This window comes from Ohessyouella blattaphilus (assembly GCF_024721265.1).
GTDB lineage: Bacteria > Bacillota > Clostridia > Lachnospirales > Lachnospiraceae > Aequitasia > Aequitasia blattaphilus_A.
In genome coordinates this window covers 47,699-70,943 of record NZ_JAMXOC010000006.1, presented here as the reverse complement: position 1 = coordinate 70,943, position 23,245 = coordinate 47,699, and the positions used below count along the sequence as shown (strand labels likewise).

The following is a 23,245-nucleotide window of genomic DNA, read 5'->3' as shown; positions in this document are numbered from 1 at the left end:
AAGAGAAGGTATAATGGAACTCATGAAGAAAAATATTAAAAAAATAGCAAAAGGAATAGGAATTGTAGTGGGGGTATTACTTTTAGCAGTGATTGGTCTTTTAGGCTATCTTTCGGTTAAGGAATATCGCCCGGAAGCCCGAGAAGCAGCCTTGGTTTCGGAAGAGGTTTCGCCAACAGCAGTGGAGTTAGAAAGCTCCCTTACCCTTCTTTCCTACAATATTGGTTATGGATGCCTTAGTGCCGAAGAGGATTTCTTTATGGATGGCGGTAGCAAGGTGCGTCCAGACGAAGAAGGGGTGGTTCAAAAAAATATAGAAGGGATTATGAGTGAGTTAAAGGAGAATCCCGCCGACATCTATCTGCTCCAAGAGGTGGATCTTGATTCCAAGCGTTCCTATCATCACGACCAGCGCTTAGAACTTCAAGAAGCGCTAGCGTACAATTCTTATTTTGCGTACAATTTCAATTGTGAATACGTGCCTTTTCCCCTGCCGACTATCGGGAAAGTAAAAAGTGGTCTGGTTACCCTTACGGATAAAAAGGTAACAGAAGCTACGCGGATTGCCCTGCCTGTGCCTTTTAAGTGGCCGGTGCGCATGGCGAATTTAAAGCGCTGTTTATTAGAGACACGCCTGCCGATTGCTGGAAGTGATAAAGAGCTAGTGGTGCTTAACCTTCATCTAGAGGCTTATGATAGCGGGGAAGGGAAAGCGGCCCAAACCGAGATTTTGATGAAGCGTTTAGAAGAAGAACGAGGACTAGGGAATTACGTCATTGCCGGTGGTGATTTCAACCAGACAACACCTGCCTGGCTAGAAAAATACCCGACGATCGATGAAGATAAGTGGACTCCAGGGATGTTTGATGAAGCCAGTATTCCTGAGGGCTTTCGTCTCTTAATGGACGGAGATAAACCGACCAGTAGACTAAACGATACGCCCCTTACTAAGATGACACAAAAAGCGGTTATCGACGGCTTCATCGTTTCCGATGAGGTGGAGGTGTTAGAGCTTGCGACCCTTGACTACGGTTTTATGCATGCCGATCACAGCCCCGTTCGCTTAACTGTAAAACTAATAGAGGATTAAGAACATGAATTACCAAGAAGGAATGGCATTTCTTGAAGGGATTGCCAAATCAGGGAGCGTCCTTGGGCTTTCAAGTATCAAAAGCTTGCTTTTTGAGCTGGAAAACCCAGAGGCGGATACGCCCTGCATTCATATTGCTGGTACCAATGGCAAGGGCTCGACCTTAGCTTTTATCAGCACCATTTTAACAACAACAGGATATCAGGTGGGGCGGTACGTTTCCCCCACCGTTTTTTCGTACCGGGAGCGTTTTCAGATAGACGGCGTTCAGATTAGCCAGGAGCGCTTGCTCCCCTTAATCATTCAGGTTCAAGCAGCTTTTCTAAGACTAGAGCAAAAAGGGTTACCCCTACCGACGATCTTTGAGGTAGAGACGGCGATAGCTTTTCTCTATTTTAAGGAAGAGCACTGTGACTTTGCCGTTATCGAAACGGGTCTCGGCGGCGACTTAGATGCCACCAATGTGATTAGCAGGCCGTTACTTTCGGTGATTACGCCGATTAGTAGGGACCACACGGACTTTCTCGGTCAGACGTTAACGGCCATCAGTGAAAAGAAGGCCGGCATTATTAAAGAGGGCTGCCCTGTTGTCTGCGGGCCTCAGGAACCTGAGGCAAGAAAGGTACTAGAACGTGTGGCCAAAGAAAAAGGAGCGTTTCTTACCTTTGTGGATGAGGAAGAGATGACGGCGATTACCTATGGCCCTAGCGTCCAACGCTTTAGCTACGGGGGCTATCAGGAGCTAGAGATTCAGCTAGGCGGAGCGTACCAAATCACCAATGGCGCCACGGCTCTTAGAAGCATCCTCGTCTTAAGGGAGCAAGGGATTAAGGTGAGTGATGAGGCGCTTAGAGAAGGGTTAGTACGGACAGCTTGGCCAGGCCGCTTTAGCGCAATTGCCCATAATCCCTTAGTGATTATCGACGGCGCCCATAACCAGGCAGCGGCCAAAGAGCTAGCGGCGTCCCTTAAGTTTTATTTTACAAACAAACGGATTATTTATATAATGGGAGTACTAAAGGATAAGGATTACCGAGAGATAATCGCCGCTACCTACTCCCTAGCAGAGAGTATTATTACGGTGACACCCCCAGGTGATCGGGGCTTCCCAGCAGAAGCGCTAGCGCAAACGGTAAGGGAGTATACAGACCAGGTGAAAACTGCACCCAGTGTGGCAGCCGCTTTAGCCAGCGCCCTTAGCGAAGCCAGAGAGAACGACGTGATTGTGGCGTTTGGTTCTCTGTCTTATTTGGGAGAGTTGACGACTTTAGTGGAAGAGCAGAAGAAAGAAGTATAAATTATGATAAATCGAGAGAAGATAGAGGCAGCCACAACCCTGATGTTAGAGGGAATGGGCGAAGATTGTAACCGGGAAGGCTTGGTAGAGACACCAAAGCGTATTGCCAAGATGTACGAGGAGCTTTTTTCGGGGATGGACAAAACCCCGGAGAAGTACTTATCGAAGACCTTTAAAAGTGAAGGTACGGAGATGGTGGTAGAGAAGGATATTGTTTTCTATTCCATGTGTGAACACCATTTTATGCCTTTTTATGGCAAGGTACACATTGCTTATATTCCCGACGGCAAGGTGGTGGGCCTTAGCAAATTGGCGCGAACGGTAGAGGTCTTTGCTAGACGTCCCCAGATTCAAGAACAGATGACCGGCCAGATTGCCGATGCGCTGATGGAGTACTTAGCACCAAAAGGGGCGGTGGTAATGATTACGGCAGAGCATCTCTGTATGACCATGCGTGGGGTCAAGAAACCGGGATCCCAGACGGTAACCATCGCTAGAAGAGGCGAGTTTGTTCAGGATAACCAGCAACTAGAGATGTTTTTCACCATGGTAAAATCATGAAGATAATGAATCAAGTACTAGAGCATCCCCTTTATCAAAGGGCGTATAAAGAGATTCAAGAAGCAGAACAGGACCGGCAATACTGCAAGCATGATTTAGGGCACTTTCTAGATGTGGCCAGACTGGCTTATATTATGAAGTTGGAAGAGGGCTTGACTCTTAATAAGGAGAGCATTTATCTAACCGCCCTTTTGCACGATATCGGTCGGGCTCGTCAGTACCTAGAAGGAATACCTCATGAAGAAGCTTCGGCGCTTATGGCGGCCGAAATCTTAAGGGACTTAGAGGTAGAGGACCGGCAAATAGAAGAGATACTTGGCGCTATTCGTGGCCATAGAGCCAGTAAAGAGGAAAAGGACTGTTCGCTAGGCGGGATTCTTTACCGAGCGGATAAGAAGAGCCGGGCCTGTTACGCTTGTGTGGCAGCAGCGACTTGTAACTGGCCAGAAGACAAGAAGAACAATAAACTGGAGGCCTAAAGGTGGTAATTGGTAAGCGAGAGTTTGATTTAGAAAATAAGCAATACATCATGGGTATCTTGAATGTTACGCCGGATTCTTTTTCGGATGGCGGCCGCTTTCAGGCTCTTGATGAAGCCCTGTTTCACGTAGAGCAGATGACCGAAGAGGGGGCCGATATCATCGATATCGGCGGCGAATCCACCAGGCCGAATTATGAACCCGTGAGCGATGAAGAGGAAATCGGGAGAATTGTACCGGTGATTGAAAAGATTAAAGCCCGTTTTGACGTGCCGCTATCCCTAGATACGTATAAAAGTCAAGTGGCTCAGGCGGGAATTGACGCCGGTGCTGACATGATCAATGATATATGGGGGTTAAAAGCAGACCCTAAGATGGCCCAGGTGGTAGCAAAGGGCCAAGTGGCTGTGTGTCTGATGCACAACCGCCAAGCAGCGCCGTACCAGGATTTCATAAGCCAGGTACAAATTGAGCTTCAGCAGTCCCTTGATCTAGCCAAATCAGCTGGGATTGCCGATGAGCGAATTATCTTAGACCCAGGGGTGGGCTTTGCCAAGTCTTTAGAAGAAAACCTAAAGATTATTAACCACCTAGATGCCCTGAAGACGCTGGGCTATCCCGTGCTTCTTGGAACTTCGAGGAAGTCGGTGATTGGCCAAACGCTGGGGGTAGATATACAGGAGCGGGAGGAAGGAACGCTAGTAACGACGGTAATTGGCATGATGAAAGGGGCTTCGGTCTTTAGAGTACACAATGTAAAAGGTAATAAGAGGGCGCTAGCGATGGCCCGGGCAATCATAGAGGCGTAAACACACACTAAGAATGGAGGACATTACTATGGATGTAATCAGAATTAAGGATCTGGCTATTTTTGCTCATCACGGCGTGTATGAGCGGGAGACGTTAACCGGTCAAAATTTTTTGGTTTCCGCTACCTTATCAGGTGACTTTTTTAAGGCGGCCAAATCGGATAATATTGAGAAGGCGGTAGATTACGGTAAGATTTGCCACTTTATGCATGCCTATCTTACGTCTCGAACCTATAAGCTCTTAGAGACGGCAACAGACAATTTATCAAGAGAGTTACTTCTTAATTTCCAGCAGCTGCAAAAAGTTGAGTTAGAAATAAAGAAGCCAGAAGCGCCCATTGGGCTTCCGTTTAATTATGTGTCGGTGTCTACAGTTAAAGAACGCCATCAAGTGTACGTTTCTATTGGCTCTAACATCGGTGATAAGAATAAGAATCTTGAGAATGGTATTGAAGCCATTAATAAGCTTGAAGGCTGCAAGGTGCTTGAAGTGTCCTCAGTCTTTAAGAGCAAGCCTTACGGCAATGTAGATCAAGAGGATTTCTTAAATGGCGCCTTTTTAATGGAAACGATTTATTCGCCTCAGGAGCTTTTGAAGGTGTTTAAGGAACTGGAATTAAATGCTGGGAAAGGTCACTTGACCCATTGGGGACCAAGAACCCTTGACCTTGACATACTCTTTTTTGACGATCAGATTTATGACAGCAGAGACTTGCAAATCCCTCATGTGGATATGGCAAATCGAGACTTTGTGCTGGTACCGCTGGCAGAGATTGCTGATTTTAAACGGCATCCGGTGACCATGAAGACGGTGCGGCAGATGTTAGAAGAGTTAAAGGCAAGTAGTCCACTTTATATTATCGAATAGGAAATCGAGGTAAACGTAATGAAGAAACGAGCAGTTGTAGCGTTAGGACATAGAGCTTTAGGAACCACCTTGCCAGAACAGATGGCAGCGGTTAAACAGACTTCGAAGATTTTGGCCGATCTAATTAGCGAAGGGTACCAGATTGCGATAACCCATAGCAATGCCCCACAGGTGGGGATGATTCATGCAGCGATGAATGAGTTTGGCAAGAACCACGCTGATTACACAGCCGCCCCGATGTCGGTGTGTTCAGCCATGAGCCAAGGGTATATCGGCTACGATTTACAAAGCGGCATTCGGGAAGAGCTTCTAGACCGGGGAATTGTTAAGACTGTCAGTACGGTGCTTACCCAGGTGATTGTAGACCCTTATGATGAGGCTTTTTATACACCAACGAAGGTAATCGGTCGTTATTTAAGCGGGGAAGAGGCTACTTTCGAAAAGCAAAAGGGTAATTATGTGGTGGAAGAACCAGGGAAAGGCTTTCGCCGAGTGGTGTCTTCGCCTAATCCCGTAAAGATTGTGGAGATTGAGGCAATCAGGACGCTTTTAGATGCTGACCAGGTAGTGATTGCTGGCGGTGGCGGGGGAATTCCCGTTCTCGAGCAAAAGCATCACCTAAAAGGCGCGGGAGCCATTATTGAAAAGGATTTAACCGCGGGGAAAATGGCAGAGGACCTAAATGCTGATTTGCTGATTATCCTAACCGGTGATGAAAAGGTACAGATTAACTTAGGTCAACCAAACGAAGAGTTGTTAGGAGAAATCAGCGCTTCGGAGGCTAAGCAATATATGGAAGACGGTCAGTTTGGAACGTATACCATGCTTCCTAAATTTAAGGCGGCGGTGTCTTTTATTGAAAAAGGCGAAGGACGCAAAGCTATTATCACTTCCTTTGATAAGCTAGGGGAGGCTATTAGCGGCAAAACGGGAACGGTGATTTATTAAGGATAAAGAAGGGAAGGCGAAAGTCCTTCCCTTTTTAGTGCAGTAAAGTATTGACAAATACGGTGAAAATGGTATTATTGTACTAAAGTAATAATACAAAAAACGAGAATGAGGGATGAGTCATGGAATTAGTGCTTGAGCATATCAGAAAGAACTTTGGATCAAAGATGGTTTTAAAGGATATTAGTTTTACTTTTGAGGAGGGGAAAATCTACGGACTATTAGGCCGAAATGGCGCAGGTAAGACCACTCTGTTCAATTGCCTAAGCGAAGAGATTCGTGCAGATGAGGGGAAAGCTTATCTAGTAAGTGAAGGTGCTTCTCCTAAGGAATTAACGGCGGATGATGTGGGCTACGTCTTATCGACTCCAGTTTTACCGGAGTTTCTAACCGGTTATGAGTTTATCAAGTTTTTTATGGAAACCAACGCAGCCTATGCTACTGGTAAGACCGCGGAAGAGTGGTTAGCAGGGATTAATCTTGATCCTGAGGATTGGCATCGCTTAATCAAAGGGTACTCTCACGGGATGAAGAATAAGCTACAGATGTTAGCCTGCTTTATCGCTAGCCCGCCAGTGATGCTTCTCGATGAGCCCCTGACCTCCTTAGATGTGGTGGTGGCTCTTGAGGTGAAGAAGATGCTACAAGCGATTAAAGTGGATAAGATCCTGCTTTTTTCTACCCATATTTTGCAGCTGGCCACCGATATGTGCGATGAGATCGTCGTCCTTCACGACGGGATGCTAGAGCTTTTAGACCATGATTTGATTCACAGTAAGGATTTGGAGGAACGGCTTGTTAATATCCTAAGGGAAGAGCCTCGCGAGGTAAATACCAATGCTTAGCCTTAGTAAAACCATATTCAAAATCAAGTCGGCCTATCTCGTAAACGGTGTCTTCTATTTCTTGAAGCGAGTGCCCCTTCTAAAACAGGCCATCTCCGATAATGTCTATGCCGACAGCACGACGAAGACAGCCCTTTCGGCCATTTTTGTCGCTATCAAAACCTTGCTGTCCTTTGTATTTTCGATTTTCTACGTCCTACTAGTAGCGGTGCTGCCGGTAGAACTTTTTTCAGAAGATATCCGCCAGGGAATGGGAAGCGAAGGGGCTCTAGGGATGGGGGTCTACGTTCTGCTTATTTTATCCGGAGTGATGATGCTCTTTATGGAATCCACAATTCTGAATGCTTCCAAGGAAAAGTACATCGCGATTCGTTTTATGCGGGTGCGCCCAAAGGACTACATGAAAGCCACCTTTCTTTTCGGAAAGCTTAAACTAGCTGTGGGCTTCTATCTAGGTATTTCCGTGATGGTCTTTATCTTTTCAGGGATTTCTCTTAGAAGTTTGGGACGAGCGTTCGTTATTCTCCTGGTCTTAATGAGCTTTCGCTTTTTGGGAGAGGCGTTTCAGTTGATGACTTCTAAGAAATTAAAAAGAAGCCTCTTTAGAAATACGAAACTCGTGATGATCGTAATACTAATCGCTTTAATTGTTGCCTACGGTTTACCACTTTTCTACGTTTATCTAAAAGGGGAATTTTGGCAATTTAGCACCCTGCTTTTGCGAGGAGTCTGCTCTCCAGTGGGGGTGATTCTATCACTGCTAGTTATCGCTTTTAGCCTTTACTATATTTACCGGCGTTTTACTTCTTGGCAGCAGGTCACCATGATGAACTTAAAGCAGGAATACATTCAGGTTGATGGGAAGAAAACCGCCGCGGCCACTTTTAAAGAGGTGGAGATGAAGGAAAGCGACTTGACGGTTAATCAGCGGCGGATGGCTGTAATCAACAAAAAGAAAGGGTATGCTTACTTTCAGGCTCTTTTCTTTGCCCGTCACAATCGCTTGCTTTTTCATCCGGTGCTAATTCGCCTCGCTATCATCTGGGTGTGTGTGGCCCTTAGTGCTATTACGATCCTTTTTGTGCCAGAGTTTAAGAAACCATTTTTAGCTTTACCGAATTATTTACCGGTGCTAGTTTTTATTATGTATGTTATCAATACAGGGCAGAAATCGACGAAGGCCATGTTCTATAACTGCGATAATAGCATGCTGAAGTTTAATTTCTATCGCAAACCGGGAGTGATCTTAAAAAACTTCAACATTAGGTTGCGCTACGTGATGTCATATAACTTTCCGATTTCCGTCTCCATCTGCTTAGGGGTAATGGTATTGACCGCTCTTAGCGGAGGTGATATTTTCACCAGGGATTTGCTGTTGCTATATACGTGTGTGCTGATGCTTTCGGTATTGTTTTGCGTTCATCATTTATTTTTATATTACGTATTGCAACCGTATACGACGGATTTGGCGATTAAGAACCCGCTCTACCGCTTAATTAGCCAAGGAATGTACATTTTATGTTTTGTGAGTTATCAAATTCGCCGTGGCGGTTTTGCCTTTACCCTAATCGTACTAGGCGTTACAGTCGTGTACTCAGCGGTGGCCTTAGTGCTAGTATATAAGTTTTCACCAAAGTATTTTCGCGTAAAATAAACAGAAGAAAGGAAAAGACAATGATCGAAATCAAAGACCTTACAAAGATTTACAAACTCAATAAGCGGCAAATGGCGGAGGCGAAAACAAAGGATCCCTATAAGCGGGCGGTGGACGGCTTAAGCCTAACGGCCAAAGAAGGGGAAATCTACGGCCTTCTTGGACCTAACGGGGCGGGAAAAACCACCACTCTTCGCTGTATCGCCACCCTGATCAAACCCACCCAGGGAGAAATCTACGTGAACGGCCATGAAGTGCAAAAAGAGTCTGAGAAAGTCAGGGACAGCATTGGCTTTCTAACCAGCGATATAAAGTTAGATGAACAGTTTGATGTGAATTACATGTTCGATTTCTTCGGCCGGGTCCACAAGATGTCAAAGAGCGAGATAGAAAACCGCAAAGCCGTGCTCTTTCCTTACTTTGGCATTGACGAATTTGCCAGCAAACGGATCAAAGAGCTATCTACGGGGATGAAGCAAAAAGCAGCGATTGCCGTGAGTCTCGTTCACGACCCGGATATCATTATTTTTGACGAGCCCACCAACGGTCTCGATATTATTACTGCTCGCGGGGTAACGGATTATTTGAGAAAACTGCGGGATGAAGGCAAGCTAATCATTATGTCTACCCATATTATGTCTGAGGCTCAGAAGCTTTGTGATCGTATTGGCATGATTATTAACGGGAAAAAGATTGCTGAAGGCACACTTGCCGAGTTACTAGCAGTTACAGGGGCGAAAGATTTAGAGGATGCTTTTTTTGAATACTATAAACAAGCTGAGGAGGTAGAGGCATAATGGACGGTATCAAACAGATTTTTGGAAAAGAGTTAGCGCGAATCTTTCGTGATAAAAAGATGATTTTCTCTACCTTTATTCTCCCGGTAGTGTTAATGGTGGGGTTGATGACCTTAGTGGGTAACCTAGCCCAAGGAATGATGAAAGATTTAGAGGATCACGAACCAGTGGTCTATATGATGGACGCACCAGCTAGTTTTACGAGCTTTCTAGAAATGTCTGAAATCACCTATAAAGAAAAAGTGATTACCGATGAGGCCCAGCTTAAGAAGGCAAAGGCAGAGATAAAGTCTGGGAAAGCCGATCTAATCGTCGAGTTTCCTGTGGATTTTGAGAAGGCGGTAGCCGATTATCAGGTGGGGGATAACTTACCTCAGGTAAAGACTTACTATAACCCTTCAGAAGAATACTCGGGTGTAGCTTACGACCAGATTTCTAACCAGGCATTGGAAGGGTATCGCCAAGCGTTACTAGCCGATCGGGTGGGAGATGTTTCTACCTTGACGGTCTTTACCGTTAATTCTGATAATGACGAAGCAATTATTCAGGATGAAGAGAAGGCTAGTGGAAAAGCTGCCGGGATGATGTTGCCATACTTTATTACCCTCCTGCTCTTTGCTGGTGCCATGTCAATCGGTACAGATATGGTAGCGGGAGAAAAAGAACGGGGAACCATGGCCTCCTTATTGGTTTCGCCCTTAAAGCGCAGCTCCATCGCCTTGGGTAAAGTGTTTGCCTTAATGGTGATTTCTGGGATTTCTGCCTTGATTTACGTGGTTACCATGGTCTTCTTTATGCCGAATTTTACCGGAGCCGCAGGTGGCGATATGGGCAGTGCCATTAAGCTTTCCCTATCTCCTGGTCAAATTGGGATGTTAGTGGCGCTAATGATTACCCTATCTTTCCTTTATGCCAGCTTAATCGTCTTCGTCTCGGTCTTTGCGAAGTCAGTAAAAGAAGCCAGTTCTTACGTAATGCCAGCTTATATCTTAATCTTAGTGCTAGGGATGATGACCATGTTTACCACAAAAGCACCGGGAATGGAGAGCTTTATGATTCCTGTCTATAACAATACCTTGGCAATTCAGGGGGTCTTAAGTAGTACGATTACCATGCCACAGTTTCTCCTGACCTTAGGGGAAACCATTGTAATCGGCGCTGTCTTCCAGTTCTTAATTGTAAAGGCCTTTAATTCAGAGAAACTAATGTCAGCGTAAAAGGAGCAAACTATGGTAGCTATTGAAGCCAGTAATTTATCAAAGGTATACGATACCGGTAAGGAAGCTTTAAAAAACCTTGATTTTTCGCTACACCAGGGGGAGGTTTTTGGCTTTCTCGGCCCTAATGGGGCGGGAAAGACCACGACCATTAAACTCTTAACCGGTCTGTTGACTCCCAGCACAGGGAAGAGCCAGATTCTCGGCGTGGACCCAAGCGCCGAGCCTGCAAAGCTTCATGGCTTTTGTGGAATCATGACCGAACACGCCCAGATGTATAATCTTTTAAGCGGTTATGAGAATCTTTTGTTTTACGGGGAAGTCTTTGGGCTTGAGAAAGAGATGGCCAAAGCCCGGGCGCTCCAGTTGTTGGAGCGTTTAGAACTAACGGACGCGATGTATCAAAAACTGGGTACCTATTCAACCGGTATGCGCCAGCGCCTGTCTTTAGCCAGAGCCCTTTTGCATAGTCCCCAGATGCTGTTTCTCGATGAGCCGACTTCCGGTCTTGATCCTGAGAGCATTTGGCGAGTGAACGACTTGATTAAGGAAATGGCCAAAGATGAAGGCATCACCGTTTTCCTTTGCACCCATCAGCTCCGTTATGCTCAGGAGGTTTGCAGCACCTACGGATTGATAGCCGAAGGGGAATTGTTAGCCAAAGGGAATTTACGAGAGCTTCGCGCCCTTACAATGGATGCTTTGACCTTAGAGCTAAAGGCCGAAAATATTCCTTTAACAGAAAATAGCCACCTAGAAAAAGTGGCAGAGAATCGCTATGAAATGAAGATAAGTGAGGTGGAAGAGATTCCCGCAATCGTCCAAAGGCTCGCTCGGAATGGGACGTCTATCTACGAGGTAAGGGCATTAGAGCAGTCTTTGGAGGACATCTATTTTGCCCTGATTAAGAGAAAGGGGGAGGGCCATGATCATCTCTAAAATGCAGTTGGCAATTGCCAAAAAAGACATGGGTAATATGTTGAAAAACAAAAACTTATTATTGCCACTGACGATTGTTCCCATTATGTTTTCGGTCTTCATGCCCACAGTATTCGTCCTTATTATGCTTCTTTCACCTCTTGATAGAGTGGATATGGAAGGGATGGAAAAGCTCTTTGCCCAGTTGCCGGGTAATTCTCAGGACTTAAGAGAGTTAGGACTAAATATGTTTCTTAATTATATTCTACCAGTCTTCTTTATTATTATTCCGGTGATGGCAGCTTCGGTGATGGCAGCTGGCTCCTTTGTAGGAGAGAAGGAAAAGAGTACGCTGGAGACTTTATTCTATAGTCCTCTGTCCCTGCGTCAAATATTTGAAGCGAAGATCATGGCCAGTGTTAGTCTCAGTGTTATGGTAACGTATGCGTCCTTTATCCTGATGATTTTGACGGTGGAGCTAGAGGTCTTTCTCATAACGGGAAAGGGGTGGCTACCGGGAGTGAATTGGCCGATTATCCTGATTCTCCTGGCGCCGGCAATCTCGCTTATTGCGGTAGCGCTCATTGTGAAAGGTTCAGCAAAAGCTCAGACTATGGAAGAAGCTCAGCAAAAAAGCGTCTTTCTCGTCTTGCCGCTAGCGCTTTTGATGGTGGGACAATTTACCGGTCTCTTTTTACTTAAGTGGTGGTTACTCTTAATTCTTGGGGTCTTGCTAGCAGTGATAGCGGGGATTGTGACAAAGATGATATATGGAGATTTAGATTACGAGAAGGTGTTAAAATAGTGGAGAGCAGAAAAAGCAGTCGCCGATGACTGCTTTTTCTGAAAATGGAAGATAAGCACCAAATTTGCCTAGGCTTTCCCGTTTATATTCTGTGGTGTGGATGTACGGCAAACCTCTTTGGAAGCTAGAGACAGTATAGCATGTAATAAAAGCTAGGAACTACCCCAAGGGGTAGTAATTCAAAAAAGGAGTTACAAATTTTATGAAACTTAATTCATCACAACTAAAAATAATCGCCATTATCGGTATGTTCTTTAACCACGTTGCCCACGTCTTTGGCGAATCCTTGCCGGACGTACCCTATGTTATCTTTACTGCGGTCGGTGGCGTTACCTTTCCAGTGATGGCGTATCTGCTAAATGAAGGCTATAAATATACTAGGGATATCAAGAAATACGCAAAGCGTCTGCTAGTCTTTGCCCTCATCTCCTTTTTTCCGTTTGTCCTAGCGCTTTACCCAGCACTTAACATCATCTTTTCTTTACTCTTAGGACTTGGAGTTATTCACGCTTATGAGACCTTTTATAAAACCAACCAAGGCTTCTTTTGGCTCATTTTTGCTGTGGCGATTGTGATTTCCTTTTTCTGTGATTGGGGCGGCATGTGCGTACCTATTATTTTCTGTTATCACGTTATTAAAGGGCCAAAGAAGCGGGTAATCGTCCCAGTTGTAATCGTCTGGTTTTTTAGTATTTTAAATGCTACCGGTATCTACGCTACTGGAGCCTCTGATGCCCTGCGGGAAATGCTAGCTAATCTGGGCTTTGGCTTCATCGGCAGCACCGCAAGCATCCCGCTTTTATTGGCATATAACGGTAAAAAGGGCAATGCTCCTAAATACTTATTTTACATCTTTTACCCGGCTCACCTCTTAGTGCTCTATTTCATCCACTTAGTATTCTAGAGCCAGGATTTTAAGCTGTCCCGTAAGAAAGCGGCGCAGCCCTCGACATTTTTATCATAAAAGGCTTGAAAGCGCTCATCAGCTACGTACATTTCTCCGAGACCCTGGTGAGCCTCTTTCGTGTAGGCGGATGCTGGCCAAGTCATCTTAAGCCATTGGGTGTGGAGATGCGCGATTTCTTTACCAACTTCGTCTTCAGGGCTAGCGCCGTCTTGTACGGCTTGTTCTAACGAGGTTAAGATTTTTTCGCCCAGCTCCTGAAACTGCTTATATTCAGCTTCCGTCATTTTTAGCATTTTCTGATTGGCCTTATCGATTTTTTCATCGCCGTATTTTTCCCGGATCTCTTCTCCGTATTTTTCTTCGTTCTCGTCTACTAATTGTTGTTTAAAGACTTCAAAACGTTCTTCGTTTTTCATTTTTAAGTTCCCCTTTCGTTCAGATATGGTTTTTTCTACAGTGTCAATTAGCAAGTCTAGGTGGCTTCGCTCTTCCTTTAGCGTCTTAAGATGACTTGTAAGCGCGGCCCTGGCGTCGTAATCAGGATCATCTAGAATATCCTTAATCGTCCCCAGAGAGAGTCCTCGTTCTTTATAAAAGAGAATTTGCCATAAGCGGTCAATCTCTTGCTGAGAGTACAGGCGATATCCGGCTTCGTTTATCGCCGCTGGCGTAAGCAGCTTCGTCTGGTCGTAATAGCGCAGCGTTCGGGTGCTGACACCGGCCATGGCAGCTAGCTTTTGAATAGTAATCATCATTTATTTGCCCCTCCTTTCTCCTTGCTAAGTTCACTTTAAACTATGACGTAACGTCAAGGTCAAGGGGTTTTTTAAGATGATTTCATTGTACAACAGTTTCATTGTCAAGGTCTAGAATTTATGCTAAAATGAGGTCTAGCATTGTTTGAGTCTAAAAGGAAAGGGAAAGTAGGAGATGAAATGTCCATATTGCGGTCACCCGGATACTCGTGTAATCGATTCACGTCCGGCTGAAGACGGAAGTTCCATCAGAAGACGGCGTTCTTGCGATGAATGTACGAAACGTTTTACAACGTATGAGAAAGTCGAAACGATTCCTCTTATTATCATTAAGAAGGATAATACGAGAGAACAGTATAATCGCGGTAAAATCGAATCAGGAGTGTTAAGCGCTTGTTATAAGCGACCAGTATCAGCAGATGATATTGCCAAAGCGGTTAATAAGATTGAAAATAAAATCTTTAATCTGGAAGAGAAGGAAGTACCTAGTAGTCGAGTCGGCGAAATTGTCATGGAAGAGCTAAAGGACTTAGATGAGGTAGCTTACGTGCGGTTTGCTTCCGTGTACCGGGAGTTTAAGGACGTAAATACGTTTATGAAAGAACTGAAAAAAATCTTAGATAAGTAAGAATATAACTAACAAGTAATGGAGCGAGACGCTTTAGCGTCCCGCTCCATTATTTGCTAGTTGAGGTTTTATTTTTACGCGTTCTCGACCTTATCCTTTTTGATAATTCGTGACAGAATAAATGAGAAAACGATACAGAGTAAAGCGGCAACAACAGCGTATACCCAGGTCATTTTAAAACCAGTTACCCCGTAGCTATCCATCCAAGAACCAACTAAGGTATACATGAATAAATCAGGAGCATAGCCTAAGCAAGAAGCGATTCCCGATACACGTCCACTCATGGCAACAGGGATTCCTGCATCGTCGTGAACAGCGAAGTACTGACTTCTGACGGCATAGATGAATAATAATCCGAACATGAAGTTAGCAATAACAGCACCTAAGAGACTGGCTTTGGCAGGTAGGAAGATGAGCATGGCAAAGCAGATTGCTAAGAAGAAACATCCACCAACGATAACCTTTATTCTAGATTTTAGTTTATCAGCTAAGAAACCACCGATAACTCCGCCCAGTCCTTGAACTAGATAACGTACAGCGCCAAGAGTGGAGCCGAGGGCAGCAGATAAGCCGAAGTATTTAACAGCGTACGTGTTCACATAACCGATTAAGCCGTAGACACTATACGCGGTGAAGATAATAGCTACGAGAATCCATACTCGTGGAATGGTAAGCGCCTTAAACATGCCCTTGGTAACCTCGAGGATACTTTCGCTTTTTTCTTCCTTTTCAGTATCTTCTATAAAGATAAAGTTCAAGATACCGATGATAATTACTACGATAGAGCACAATTTGATTGCAGCGGAGGTGCCGAGAATTTCGCTTTTCACTGCAAAGTGAGAATAGACAGCAGTCATTCCAAAGACGAGTAAAGCGTTTAAAACACCGCGAAGTCCTTCTTGTAAGCCGAAAAGGCGCCCTTGCTCTTCAGAGGTACCAAGCATACGCGTGGCTTTAATACAGGCAGACCAGTAAGTGATAATCGTGGAAATTCCCATTAACACAAAGATTAATCTTGCCACATTATAACTTGGGAAGGTGGAAAACCAAAATCCCAAAAGTCCAGTTATAATGAACGAAAAGGTAAGTAGCTTTCTCGCAGAAAATTTATCGGCGACAATCCCTCCTACGAAATAAGATAGTGTTGCCATTGTTGCGTAACCGGAAGAAAGAAGTCCCATCTGTGCATTGGTAAGACCCATGGCCTCTTGAATTTGTGGATAGAATGTCTCTCTGATATACGGAAGCTGGAAGATAATTCCCGCACCAGCTGCTAAGAGAAGCAGTGTTCCGTATTTTTTGATAAAACCTTTTTTTGAATCATTCATATATGACCCTCCTGTTCCTGATAGGATAACTATTTGTTCTGCAGAAAACGACAAAAAAGGCAGCTTCTACCAATGTAGAAGCTACCTATCTCTCTCATCTCTGCAAGTAACTTGGAATAATCATATAGTGATACTATTTTTTTGTCAATCAGTCAAATGAACCAAAAACGAGTCCGAAGTCCTAGACATAATGCACAATTGACATTTCTACTATTCTTGTTTATATTGGAACTAGTTACAGACAGAGACAGAGAGAAAAGTAACTCGTGGTGTCCTAACGAATAGGATATTAACGGGGAAGTTTTCTCTTTTTTTATTACCTAAAAATGGAACATTCCCCTTTATAGAAGCAATTAATTGTCGAAAGGAGAACAAAAGAAGATGGGATTACAAAGAGAACAAATAGTTGAGGGATTGGTGGAAATCCTAGGGAGTGATCGGGTTATTACCGATGAGAAAGTCTTAAAGGAAAGCAGTCTGGATCGTTATCGGAAATATGAGCAGGTAAATGAGATTTATACACAACCGATACCGGCAGCTGTCGTGTATGTAGAGTCTACACAAGACGTGAAAGAAGTATTGATGTTTGCTAATGAGAATGGTATCAATGTTGTGCCACGGACTGGACAATCAGCGATTGAGGGTGGTCTAGAGACGGCTAAGGAGAATTCAATTGTGGTAGATGGCTCCGGCATGAATAAGGTACTGAAGATTGATAAGTACAACATGCAAGTTACAGTAGAGTGTGGCGTTCCTTTGCAAGGGCTGGACGATATGCTAAGAGAACAAGGATATACGACAGGGCATTCGCCCCAGTCAAAACCTCTTGCACAGTTAGGTGGACTTGTGGCAACGAGAAGTATCGGTCAATTCTCTACTCTTTATGGGGGCATTGAAGATATGGTTGTAGGCCTTGAAGCAGTTTTTCCAAATGGGGAAGTTTGTCGAGTGAAAAATATTCCTAGAAGAGCTGCTGGTCCGGATATTAGACACGTTGTAATTGGAAATGAAGGTGCTCTTTGCTATATCACGGAAGTGACAATTAAAATTTTTAAGTATCAACCAGAAAACAATGTGTTTTTAGGCTATACCATCGACGATATGAAAAACGGCTTTGATGCTCTAAGAGCAGTTATGGTAGAAGGGTTTAAGCCTTCTATTGCTAGACTCTACGATGCCGCTGATGCGAGTCTTCATTTTGACTGGTCTGGTGATAAGAATGTTTTAATCTTTATGGCCGAAGGTCCAAGTGGAATTACGGCGGCGACGGCAGCAGGGATTGATAAGCTTGTAAAGGCCTTCCCAGGTGTTGACAGTGTGGATCCTAAGATTATCGAGAAGTGGTTTGCAGGGCTTAACTGGGGTCCAGAAGAGATTGCGGAAGAAAAGCTGGAGATTCTGGCGACAAAAAATATCGGTATTACGACAGAGGTGTCAGGCTGTTGGGATTGTATCTATGAGATTTATGATAATGCTTGTAAGCGGATTATGGAAGAAGTTCCTGACATGACTTTAATGGGGGGACATTCGTCCCATAGCTACATAAACGGAACCAATATGTACTTCGTTTATTATTACAACATTGTGGATTGCACTCCAGAAGAGGAAATCAATAAATACCACAATCAGATTAATAGAATTATCTGTGAGGAAGTAATTAAATACGGTGGTTCTATCGTTCATCATCATGGACTTGGAAAAGCGAGAGCGCATTACGTATGGGAAGAATACGGCTCATCTTTCTATATACTTGATACGCTTAAGAAAGCCTTCGATCCGAACGGCATTATGAATATGGGGACACTAATCCCAATTAAGCATAATGAAAAGCATCCTTGGGAGTTTTAAGGTTGTACCGGATTTAGATCTTCTTAGCGCAGAAGATTGGGAGCCAGGTGTAGACCACTTGGTAGATACAAGCTTCGTCAAATCCATGTTAAATGTATTTGACGAGAGCGCTTTGGAAATGATGCTTAAGCTCTCCGATTTGGGGGAGAGCTTAGGCACTTCCATAAAGCTTAATGGCGTAACAGTGGGAAATAAGCTCTGTGACAATTATCTTAAGACCTTGTATGCCTTAGGCTTTGCTAGAGCCGATCGGATTGAAAGTGATGATGAAATTCTTTTTAAGCCAGAGCGGACGGTGGCCGCGCTTAAAGAGTATATAGAAAAAACAGAAATGCCGGATTTAATCGTTATGGGAAGTAAGAGTGCGGATAATGCCAGTGGTTGTGTGCCGTTATTTTTAGCAGAAGAGTTGAAAATTCCTTGTATTACGGCGGTAACAGAGATGCAGCTTTTAGAAGATGGCAAGGTACGGGTTACTAATCTATATGATGGCGGCATACAAATTCGCGATGTCCAAGGTACTTTTATGGCCGTAATTGGTGACGTTCCCGGTACGTATCTCCGAGTTCCGACACTAAAAGAGCGTATGCAAAGAGGAAAAAAAGAAATTATCCCTGTTTTGCTTGAGACAGAGAACGAAGAGAAGCAGAAGCTAATAAATTCACACCCAGTGATTGAAAAGCGAGAAGGTAGACTGGTTTCGTCAGAAGATTTATATCCATTCTTAAAAGAAAGGATGATGAAATTATGAAATATCGTATGATACTAAACGCGTTTAAGGGGGATATACAGAAACAGTTAGAAGAAGTGACTTACTTTATTTCAGGATTACAGCAAGATATTCAAATTGATAGTGCCTTTATCATCGGTGGAGACGAAATGGATGGGAATGATAAAGAGATGTTAGCGGAAATGGTCCCCACCTCATCCGTTATTTTTGTCTATATGGAAACATATTGCAGTGAACTCCTATTAGACTATTTGGAAACGGTAATTGATAAGGATGAGATTTGTATCTTTAGCGCTGGATATTTGGGTCTTGAGATTGCTCCTAGATTAGCATATAGACTGAAAGGTAGCGTTTTGATTGATTGTGAAAAGCTATATAAAGAGGACGGCGTATTGATTGGCGAGAAGAAGTTCTATGCCGGCCATATGATGGGTAGTTACCAGTTGACTGAGTTTCCTGTTATGCTCTGTCTTTCAAAAGGGCAGAATACAATGGCAGTCGAGAGTACGATTAAGGCAAAGGTAACCGAGGTGGTTTTAGAAGAAAAGAGTCTCACCTTTTCGAATAGTCAAGCATTTCCGTCGGTGATTGAGGATGATTTTAGCAAGAGTGACTTTGCTCTAGTAGTGGGACGTGGAGTTAAGAGTCAAGGTGCAGTTTCTCGCTTGCAGGAGCTAGGAGAAAAACTAGGGGCGTCTTTTGGTGCTTCTAGACCAGTTGTGATGAATGGCTGGCTTCCCATGGAGAGGTTAGTTGGTGCCTCAGGAGCGATACTAGCGCCGAAGATTACCATTGTTGCTGGCGCCTCAGGGGCACCGGCACTGTATTCTGGTATTGAAAAGAGTGACTTTATTGTTGCTATTAATAAGGATGAAAAGGCACCAATTATGAAAAAGGCTGATGTGGCAGTAGTAGGTGACGCTACCGAAGTAATAACTGAAATGGTGCGAGTAATGGGAGGGGAGGATGCGGTAGATGAGTAAAGAAATATATCCCATGGAAGAGAAGTATCAGGAATATCTTATTGATGAGTCAAAGAACTTAGGAGAAGCAACCAGCATTTCCTTTCCGGAGAACGAAGACGAGGTACAAGAAATTGTGAAGACTCTATTGAGGGAGAGGGTGCCAATAACTGTTCAAGGCTCTATGACCGGAATTGTTGGCGGGAGTATCCCTTGCGGTGGTCACATTATGAACCTGCAGAAAATGAAGAGAATTTTGAGTTTCGCCAATCAGGAACAGCCTCAGGTGACGGTAGAGGCAGGTGTGTCCTTAGAAGAACTGGAACAAGGCATTGATCGCCATTACCGAGGAGAAAGGTATTTCTGGCCACCGACTCCATCAGAAGGAACGGCTAGTATCGGGGGGATATTAGCGACCGCGGCAAGAGGCATGAACGTATCGTATTATGGTGATACGAAGAAATACGTATCAGAAATTCAGATGGTGGATGGAATGGGTAAGCTTCATGTAATTGGGAGAAGTTCAGCAGAAGAAAGCGATTTATTGGATACTATCATTGGAAGTGAGGGGCTATTGGGGATTATTACCAAGGCGACCTTAGTTTTACGAAAGAGACTGGAAGAAAGCTGGGGGATCACCTTCTTTTTTAAAGAACTAGATCAGATTGATGCCTTTGTAAAGGGGCTAGAGGAGATAGAAGAGACTTTATCGAAATGTATTGTGGCAACGGAGTACGCAGACCGTCGGGCGCTTGACTTGGTGGAAAGTAAGAAAGCGTTTATGAATAAAATTAAGGAATTGCCGGATATAGAGAAAGCGTTTAACCATCTGCTTTATCTTGAATTAGGAGGAACAGAAGAGCGAATCACCCAAACGGCGGAGGTGCTGATGAATCTAGCTCTGGAATGCGGAAGTGATCCTGATAAGGCGTGGGCGGTAATGGGGGAAATGGAAATACAAAAGATGCACGCCTTTCATCATTGTGTGGCAGAGTGCATCAATCTTTATACTGAGGAAGTGAGAAGAGGGGATAACCGAATTACCAAGCTAGAAGCGGACATTGCGTTGCCCGAGCTTCCTTTTAAGGAATGTATAGAGTTTTACCGTGAAGAAGCGCAGCGTCAGATTTTGGATATTGCCATCTTTGGCCATGTGAAAGGGCGGTATCTTCATGCCAATATTTTGCCGAAGAATTATACCGAGTATGAATCAGGGGAGAAGTTAATTGACTTTTGGAACCGAGAAGCATATGAGAAATATGGACAGGTTGCCATAGAACATGGGATTGGTAAAGTGAAAAATAGATTAACGAAATACATTTACACGGAGAAGCAGAGGGCGCAGATGGTAACACAGAAGCAAGAATACGATCCTCAGCAGTTGTTAAATCGCGGAAATGTATTCAGTGAGGATACCGATGATAAAGATAGCAGTATGTATGAAGCAGGTGCCAGCTTATAGCGAAGGCGATATGGATGAAAAAACGGGTTTGATAAAGCGAAACGGCTTAGAAACGATTATCAATCCCTATGATTTAGCGGCACTTGAAGCAGCGCTTCAGCTAAAGGAAAGACTAGACGCGAGAATCGATGTCTTTTCGATGGGACCAAAGCGTGCAGAATCGCTGATTAGAGATGTCTACGCCTATGGCGTGGATGCCGGTTATCTGTTAACGAATAGTAAATTCGGAGGTGCGGACGTCTTAGCGACATCTTACACTTTGATGCAAGGAATTCAAGTGATAGATGATTATGATTTGGTTATTTGCGGGAAGCAGACTACAGATGGTGATACATCGCAAGTAGGACCGGCGTTGGCAAAGTGGCTGGCGCTTCCAAGCTATCAAGGAGTAATGCGTATTCTCGAAGTTTCCGATAAACAGATGAAAATATCCCAAGATTTAGGAAAGTTTATTCAGTTTCTTGAAGTTCCCCTTCCGTGTTTGATTTCAGTAAACCGAGAAGAGTTTCTTCCACGAATGCCATCTTTTGCAGGAAGGCTACAGAGTAAAAATAAAGAGATACACTATCTAGCTCTTAGCGATTTGGCTGACAAAGATGAAAACCATTACGGAATGAAAGGTTCGGCAACAAAAGTAAAGAGAATCTTTCCCCCAGCACAAACGCAAGCTGTCAAAGCTCAGTTTTTGGAAGGAAGAGACGGCGCCCAGGCGATTTTGTCTTTCATCAGGAAGGAATAAGGTGGTGGTATGACAAAAGGTAGAGGAATATTTGTTTTTTTGGAATGTACCGGTAATCGGATAGAAGAGGTAAGCTTAGAGCTTCTGGCGAAGGCGTGCGAATTGCAAAAGCTTTCCCAGGAACCACTTTACGGCGTGGCTATAGGAAAGGAAGGGAAGGAGTTAGAAACCCAGCTCTTAAGTCTTCCGGTTGAAAAGCTGTGGTGGTATCGTTATGACGGAGCCTGCCTGCCGGCTCTTTGGGAAGAAGCGGTGCTAGCGTGTATAGAGGAAGTGTTACCTTCCGTTCTCTTACTTGGTGGTACACCGATTGGCAGCGGTTTTGCATCTCGGGTTGCCGTCGCGATGAAGACAGGCGTGACGGCAGATTGTACGATGCTTGAATTGGATGAAGGCGGAAATCTTATTCAGACTAGACCGGCCTTTGGCGGAAATATTATGGCCAGTATTTTGACAGAAAAAACCAGACCGCAGATTGCAACTGTGAGACAGGGGATTTTTCCTGTTCTTACGAAAAAGCACCAGCAAGCAGAAATGGTAAAACGCAGATTGAGCGAACAAGACAGTGGTGTGCGTCTGCTGAAGCGAGAAGAAAAATCATTGGACGGTGGAATTACTAAGCAGGAAATTCTGGTAGTAGCCGGGCGCGGGGTAAAACGGGAGGATGATTTGGAGCAGCTTCGAGAACTCGCACATCTTCTAGGAGGAGAGTTGGCATCTAGTAGAGCTTTGGTCGAAAAGGGCTGGATGCCCCAAAGTACCCAAATCGGCTTGTCGGGTAATGTTGTTAGTCCCCAGGTGATTTTGACCTTGGGTGTATCAGGAACTATTCAATTTATGACGGGCATGAAGAATGCAAAGAAGATTATTGCGGTCAATACGGATAAGGAAGCGCCAATATTTAGTATTGCCCACTTCCCTATTGTAGGAGATTTGTATACAATAGTACCTAATCTATTAACCCTTTTAAAGGAAAGAGAATGAGTGAGGTCGAATATGGAAAATGCATTACAGTTTTTTTTGGATAGTACGGAAGGGGCACCTATAATTGCCGGGATTAAGAATGATGAATGGCTGGAAGCATGTAAACATACATCTTGTGATATCGTCTATATTTTATATGGCGATATCTGCAACATTGCAGAAATCGTTGATGAGGTAAAGGCTGCGGGAAAGATGGCAGTTGTCCATGTGGATTTGATTACAGGGCTATCCACAAGGGATATATCTGTAGACTTTATCAAGAAATATACGCAAGCGGACGGAATTATAAGTACAAAACCATTTCTTATAAAACGGGCAAATGAATTGGGACTTTTTACGGTACAGCGCTTTTTTATGATTGACGCCATTACCTACGCCAATATAAAGAAGCACGTTAAGGAGAACAATCCTGATGTGGTAGAGATTATGCCAGCAGGCTTGACGAAGATGATTCGCTACGTGCTAGAGCAAGTGGATAAGCCGCTTGTGGCCAGTGGTTTGGTGCTTGACCGCGAAGATGTAATGGGAGCTTTGAAGGCAGGGGCGATAGCGGTTTCGACGACGAATATGGAAGTGTGGAAGCTGAATGAGTAGATAGCGGCAAGGAGTGGAGG

The 23,245-nt window shown here is 44.2% G+C and carries 24 protein-coding genes; 22 read left to right on the top strand and 2 right to left on the bottom strand.

What is annotated here, in order from left to right; all coding sequences use genetic code 11:
* The first annotated feature begins 13 nt into the window (after positions 1 to 13).
* The 14 genes from NHH16_RS06035 to NHH16_RS05970 all read left to right on the top strand — a co-directional run bounded on the left by NHH16_RS06035 (position 14) and on the right by NHH16_RS05970 (position 13,192).
* Positions 14 to 1,090 (top strand): endonuclease/exonuclease/phosphatase family protein, encoded by a 1,077-nt coding sequence (locus NHH16_RS06035; protein ID WP_262068692.1) that lies wholly within the window; start codon positions 14 to 16, stop codon positions 1,088 to 1,090.
* A 4-nt stretch (positions 1,091 to 1,094) separates the two neighbouring features.
* Entirely contained in the window at positions 1,095 to 2,387 is a 1,293-nt protein-coding gene (locus NHH16_RS06030) for a bifunctional folylpolyglutamate synthase/dihydrofolate synthase (RefSeq protein WP_262068691.1), read from the top strand.
* Between the two features lie 3 nt (positions 2,388 to 2,390).
* Positions 2,391 to 2,948 (top strand): GTP cyclohydrolase I FolE, encoded by a 558-nt coding sequence (gene folE, locus NHH16_RS06025; protein ID WP_262068690.1) that lies wholly within the window; start codon positions 2,391 to 2,393, stop codon positions 2,946 to 2,948.
* 5 nt (positions 2,949 to 2,953) lie between these two features.
* Positions 2,954 to 3,427, top strand: coding sequence for an HD domain-containing protein (locus NHH16_RS06020; protein WP_262068689.1), 474 nt, complete (start codon positions 2,954 to 2,956; stop codon positions 3,425 to 3,427).
* 2 nt (positions 3,428 to 3,429) lie between these two features.
* Positions 3,430 to 4,236 (top strand): dihydropteroate synthase, encoded by an 807-nt coding sequence (folP, locus tag NHH16_RS06015; protein ID WP_262068688.1) that lies wholly within the window; start codon positions 3,430 to 3,432, stop codon positions 4,234 to 4,236.
* 28 nt (positions 4,237 to 4,264) lie between these two features.
* Complete coding sequence (folK, locus tag NHH16_RS06010; RefSeq protein WP_262068687.1) at positions 4,265 to 5,104, top strand: 2-amino-4-hydroxy-6-hydroxymethyldihydropteridine diphosphokinase; 840 nt, start codon at positions 4,265 to 4,267, stop codon at positions 5,102 to 5,104.
* 18 nt (positions 5,105 to 5,122) lie between these two features.
* Positions 5,123 to 6,052: a carbamate kinase gene (gene arcC, locus NHH16_RS06005; protein WP_262068686.1), complete on the top strand. Its 930-nt coding sequence runs from the start codon at positions 5,123 to 5,125 to the stop codon at positions 6,050 to 6,052.
* Positions 6,053 to 6,174: 122 nt separating this feature from the next.
* Positions 6,175 to 6,897, top strand: a complete 723-nt coding sequence (locus tag NHH16_RS06000; protein WP_262068685.1) for an ABC transporter ATP-binding protein — start codon at positions 6,175 to 6,177, stop codon at positions 6,895 to 6,897.
* Complete coding sequence (locus tag NHH16_RS05995) at positions 6,890 to 8,551, top strand: hypothetical protein (protein ID WP_262068684.1); 1,662 nt, start codon at positions 6,890 to 6,892, stop codon at positions 8,549 to 8,551. The genes NHH16_RS06000 and NHH16_RS05995 overlap by 8 nt, the downstream gene beginning before the upstream one ends.
* A gap of 20 nt (positions 8,552 to 8,571) precedes the next feature.
* On the top strand, positions 8,572 to 9,348 hold the full coding sequence (locus NHH16_RS05990) for an ABC transporter ATP-binding protein (protein WP_262068683.1): 777 nt from the start codon (positions 8,572 to 8,574) through the stop codon (positions 9,346 to 9,348).
* The gene (locus NHH16_RS05985; RefSeq protein WP_262068682.1) at positions 9,348 to 10,565 is read left to right on the top strand and encodes an ABC transporter permease; all 1,218 of its coding nucleotides are present in this window, start codon (positions 9,348 to 9,350) and stop codon (positions 10,563 to 10,565) included. The genes NHH16_RS05990 and NHH16_RS05985 overlap by 1 nt, the downstream gene beginning before the upstream one ends.
* A 12-nt stretch (positions 10,566 to 10,577) precedes the next feature.
* On the top strand, positions 10,578 to 11,504 hold the full coding sequence (locus NHH16_RS05980) for an ABC transporter ATP-binding protein (RefSeq protein ID WP_262068681.1): 927 nt from the start codon (positions 10,578 to 10,580) through the stop codon (positions 11,502 to 11,504).
* Positions 11,491 to 12,288 (top strand): ABC transporter permease subunit, encoded by a 798-nt coding sequence (locus NHH16_RS05975; RefSeq protein WP_262068680.1) that lies wholly within the window; start codon positions 11,491 to 11,493, stop codon positions 12,286 to 12,288. The genes NHH16_RS05980 and NHH16_RS05975 overlap by 14 nt, the downstream gene beginning before the upstream one ends.
* Positions 12,289 to 12,490: 202 nt before the next feature.
* Positions 12,491 to 13,192 (top strand): conjugal transfer protein TraX, encoded by a 702-nt coding sequence (locus tag NHH16_RS05970; RefSeq protein ID WP_262068679.1) that lies wholly within the window; start codon positions 12,491 to 12,493, stop codon positions 13,190 to 13,192.
* On the opposite strand, the gene NHH16_RS05965 is transcribed toward NHH16_RS05970, so the two are convergent.
* Entirely contained in the window at positions 13,189 to 13,950 is a 762-nt protein-coding gene (locus NHH16_RS05965) for a MerR family transcriptional regulator (RefSeq protein WP_262068678.1), read from the bottom strand. The genes NHH16_RS05970 and NHH16_RS05965 overlap by 4 nt on opposite strands.
* A gap of 175 nt (positions 13,951 to 14,125) precedes the next feature.
* Between NHH16_RS05965 and nrdR the strand changes: the two genes are divergently transcribed.
* A complete protein-coding gene (nrdR, locus tag NHH16_RS05960) occupies positions 14,126 to 14,578 on the top strand; it encodes a transcriptional regulator NrdR (RefSeq protein ID WP_262068677.1) in 453 nt (150 codons plus the stop codon).
* 74 nt (positions 14,579 to 14,652) lie between these two features.
* On the opposite strand, the gene NHH16_RS05955 is transcribed toward nrdR, so the two are convergent.
* Entirely contained in the window at positions 14,653 to 15,906 is a 1,254-nt protein-coding gene (locus tag NHH16_RS05955; protein WP_262068676.1) for an MFS transporter, read from the bottom strand.
* Between the two features lie 381 nt (positions 15,907 to 16,287).
* Between NHH16_RS05955 and NHH16_RS05950 the strand changes: the two genes are divergently transcribed.
* The 7 genes from NHH16_RS05950 to NHH16_RS05920 are packed head-to-tail and all read left to right on the top strand — an operon-like array spanning position 16,288 to position 23,225.
* On the top strand, positions 16,288 to 17,754 hold the full coding sequence (locus tag NHH16_RS05950; protein ID WP_262068675.1) for an FAD-binding oxidoreductase: 1,467 nt from the start codon (positions 16,288 to 16,290) through the stop codon (positions 17,752 to 17,754).
* Positions 17,755 to 17,812: 58 nt separating this feature from the next.
* Complete coding sequence (locus NHH16_RS05945) at positions 17,813 to 18,505, top strand: electron transfer flavoprotein subunit beta/FixA family protein (RefSeq protein ID WP_262068674.1); 693 nt, start codon at positions 17,813 to 17,815, stop codon at positions 18,503 to 18,505.
* Positions 18,502 to 19,467 carry an electron transfer flavoprotein subunit alpha/FixB family protein gene (locus tag NHH16_RS05940; protein ID WP_262068673.1) on the top strand — a complete coding sequence of 322 codons (966 nt, stop codon included), beginning with the start codon at positions 18,502 to 18,504 and terminating at the stop codon, positions 19,465 to 19,467. Before NHH16_RS05945 ends, NHH16_RS05940 begins: the two co-directional genes overlap by 4 nt.
* Positions 19,460 to 20,908, top strand: a complete 1,449-nt coding sequence (locus NHH16_RS05935; RefSeq protein ID WP_262068672.1) for an FAD-binding oxidoreductase — start codon at positions 19,460 to 19,462, stop codon at positions 20,906 to 20,908. The genes NHH16_RS05940 and NHH16_RS05935 overlap by 8 nt, the downstream gene beginning before the upstream one ends.
* A complete protein-coding gene (locus NHH16_RS05930) occupies positions 20,865 to 21,647 on the top strand; it encodes an electron transfer flavoprotein subunit beta/FixA family protein (RefSeq protein ID WP_262068671.1) in 783 nt (260 codons plus the stop codon). The genes NHH16_RS05935 and NHH16_RS05930 overlap by 44 nt, the downstream gene beginning before the upstream one ends.
* A 9-nt stretch (positions 21,648 to 21,656) precedes the next feature.
* Positions 21,657 to 22,631: an electron transfer flavoprotein subunit alpha/FixB family protein gene (locus NHH16_RS05925; RefSeq protein ID WP_262068670.1), complete on the top strand. Its 975-nt coding sequence runs from the start codon at positions 21,657 to 21,659 to the stop codon at positions 22,629 to 22,631.
* Positions 22,632 to 22,643: 12 nt separating this feature from the next.
* Positions 22,644 to 23,225: a glycerol-3-phosphate responsive antiterminator gene (locus NHH16_RS05920; protein WP_262068669.1), complete on the top strand. Its 582-nt coding sequence runs from the start codon at positions 22,644 to 22,646 to the stop codon at positions 23,223 to 23,225.
* Positions 23,226 to 23,245: the final 20 nt, after the last annotated feature.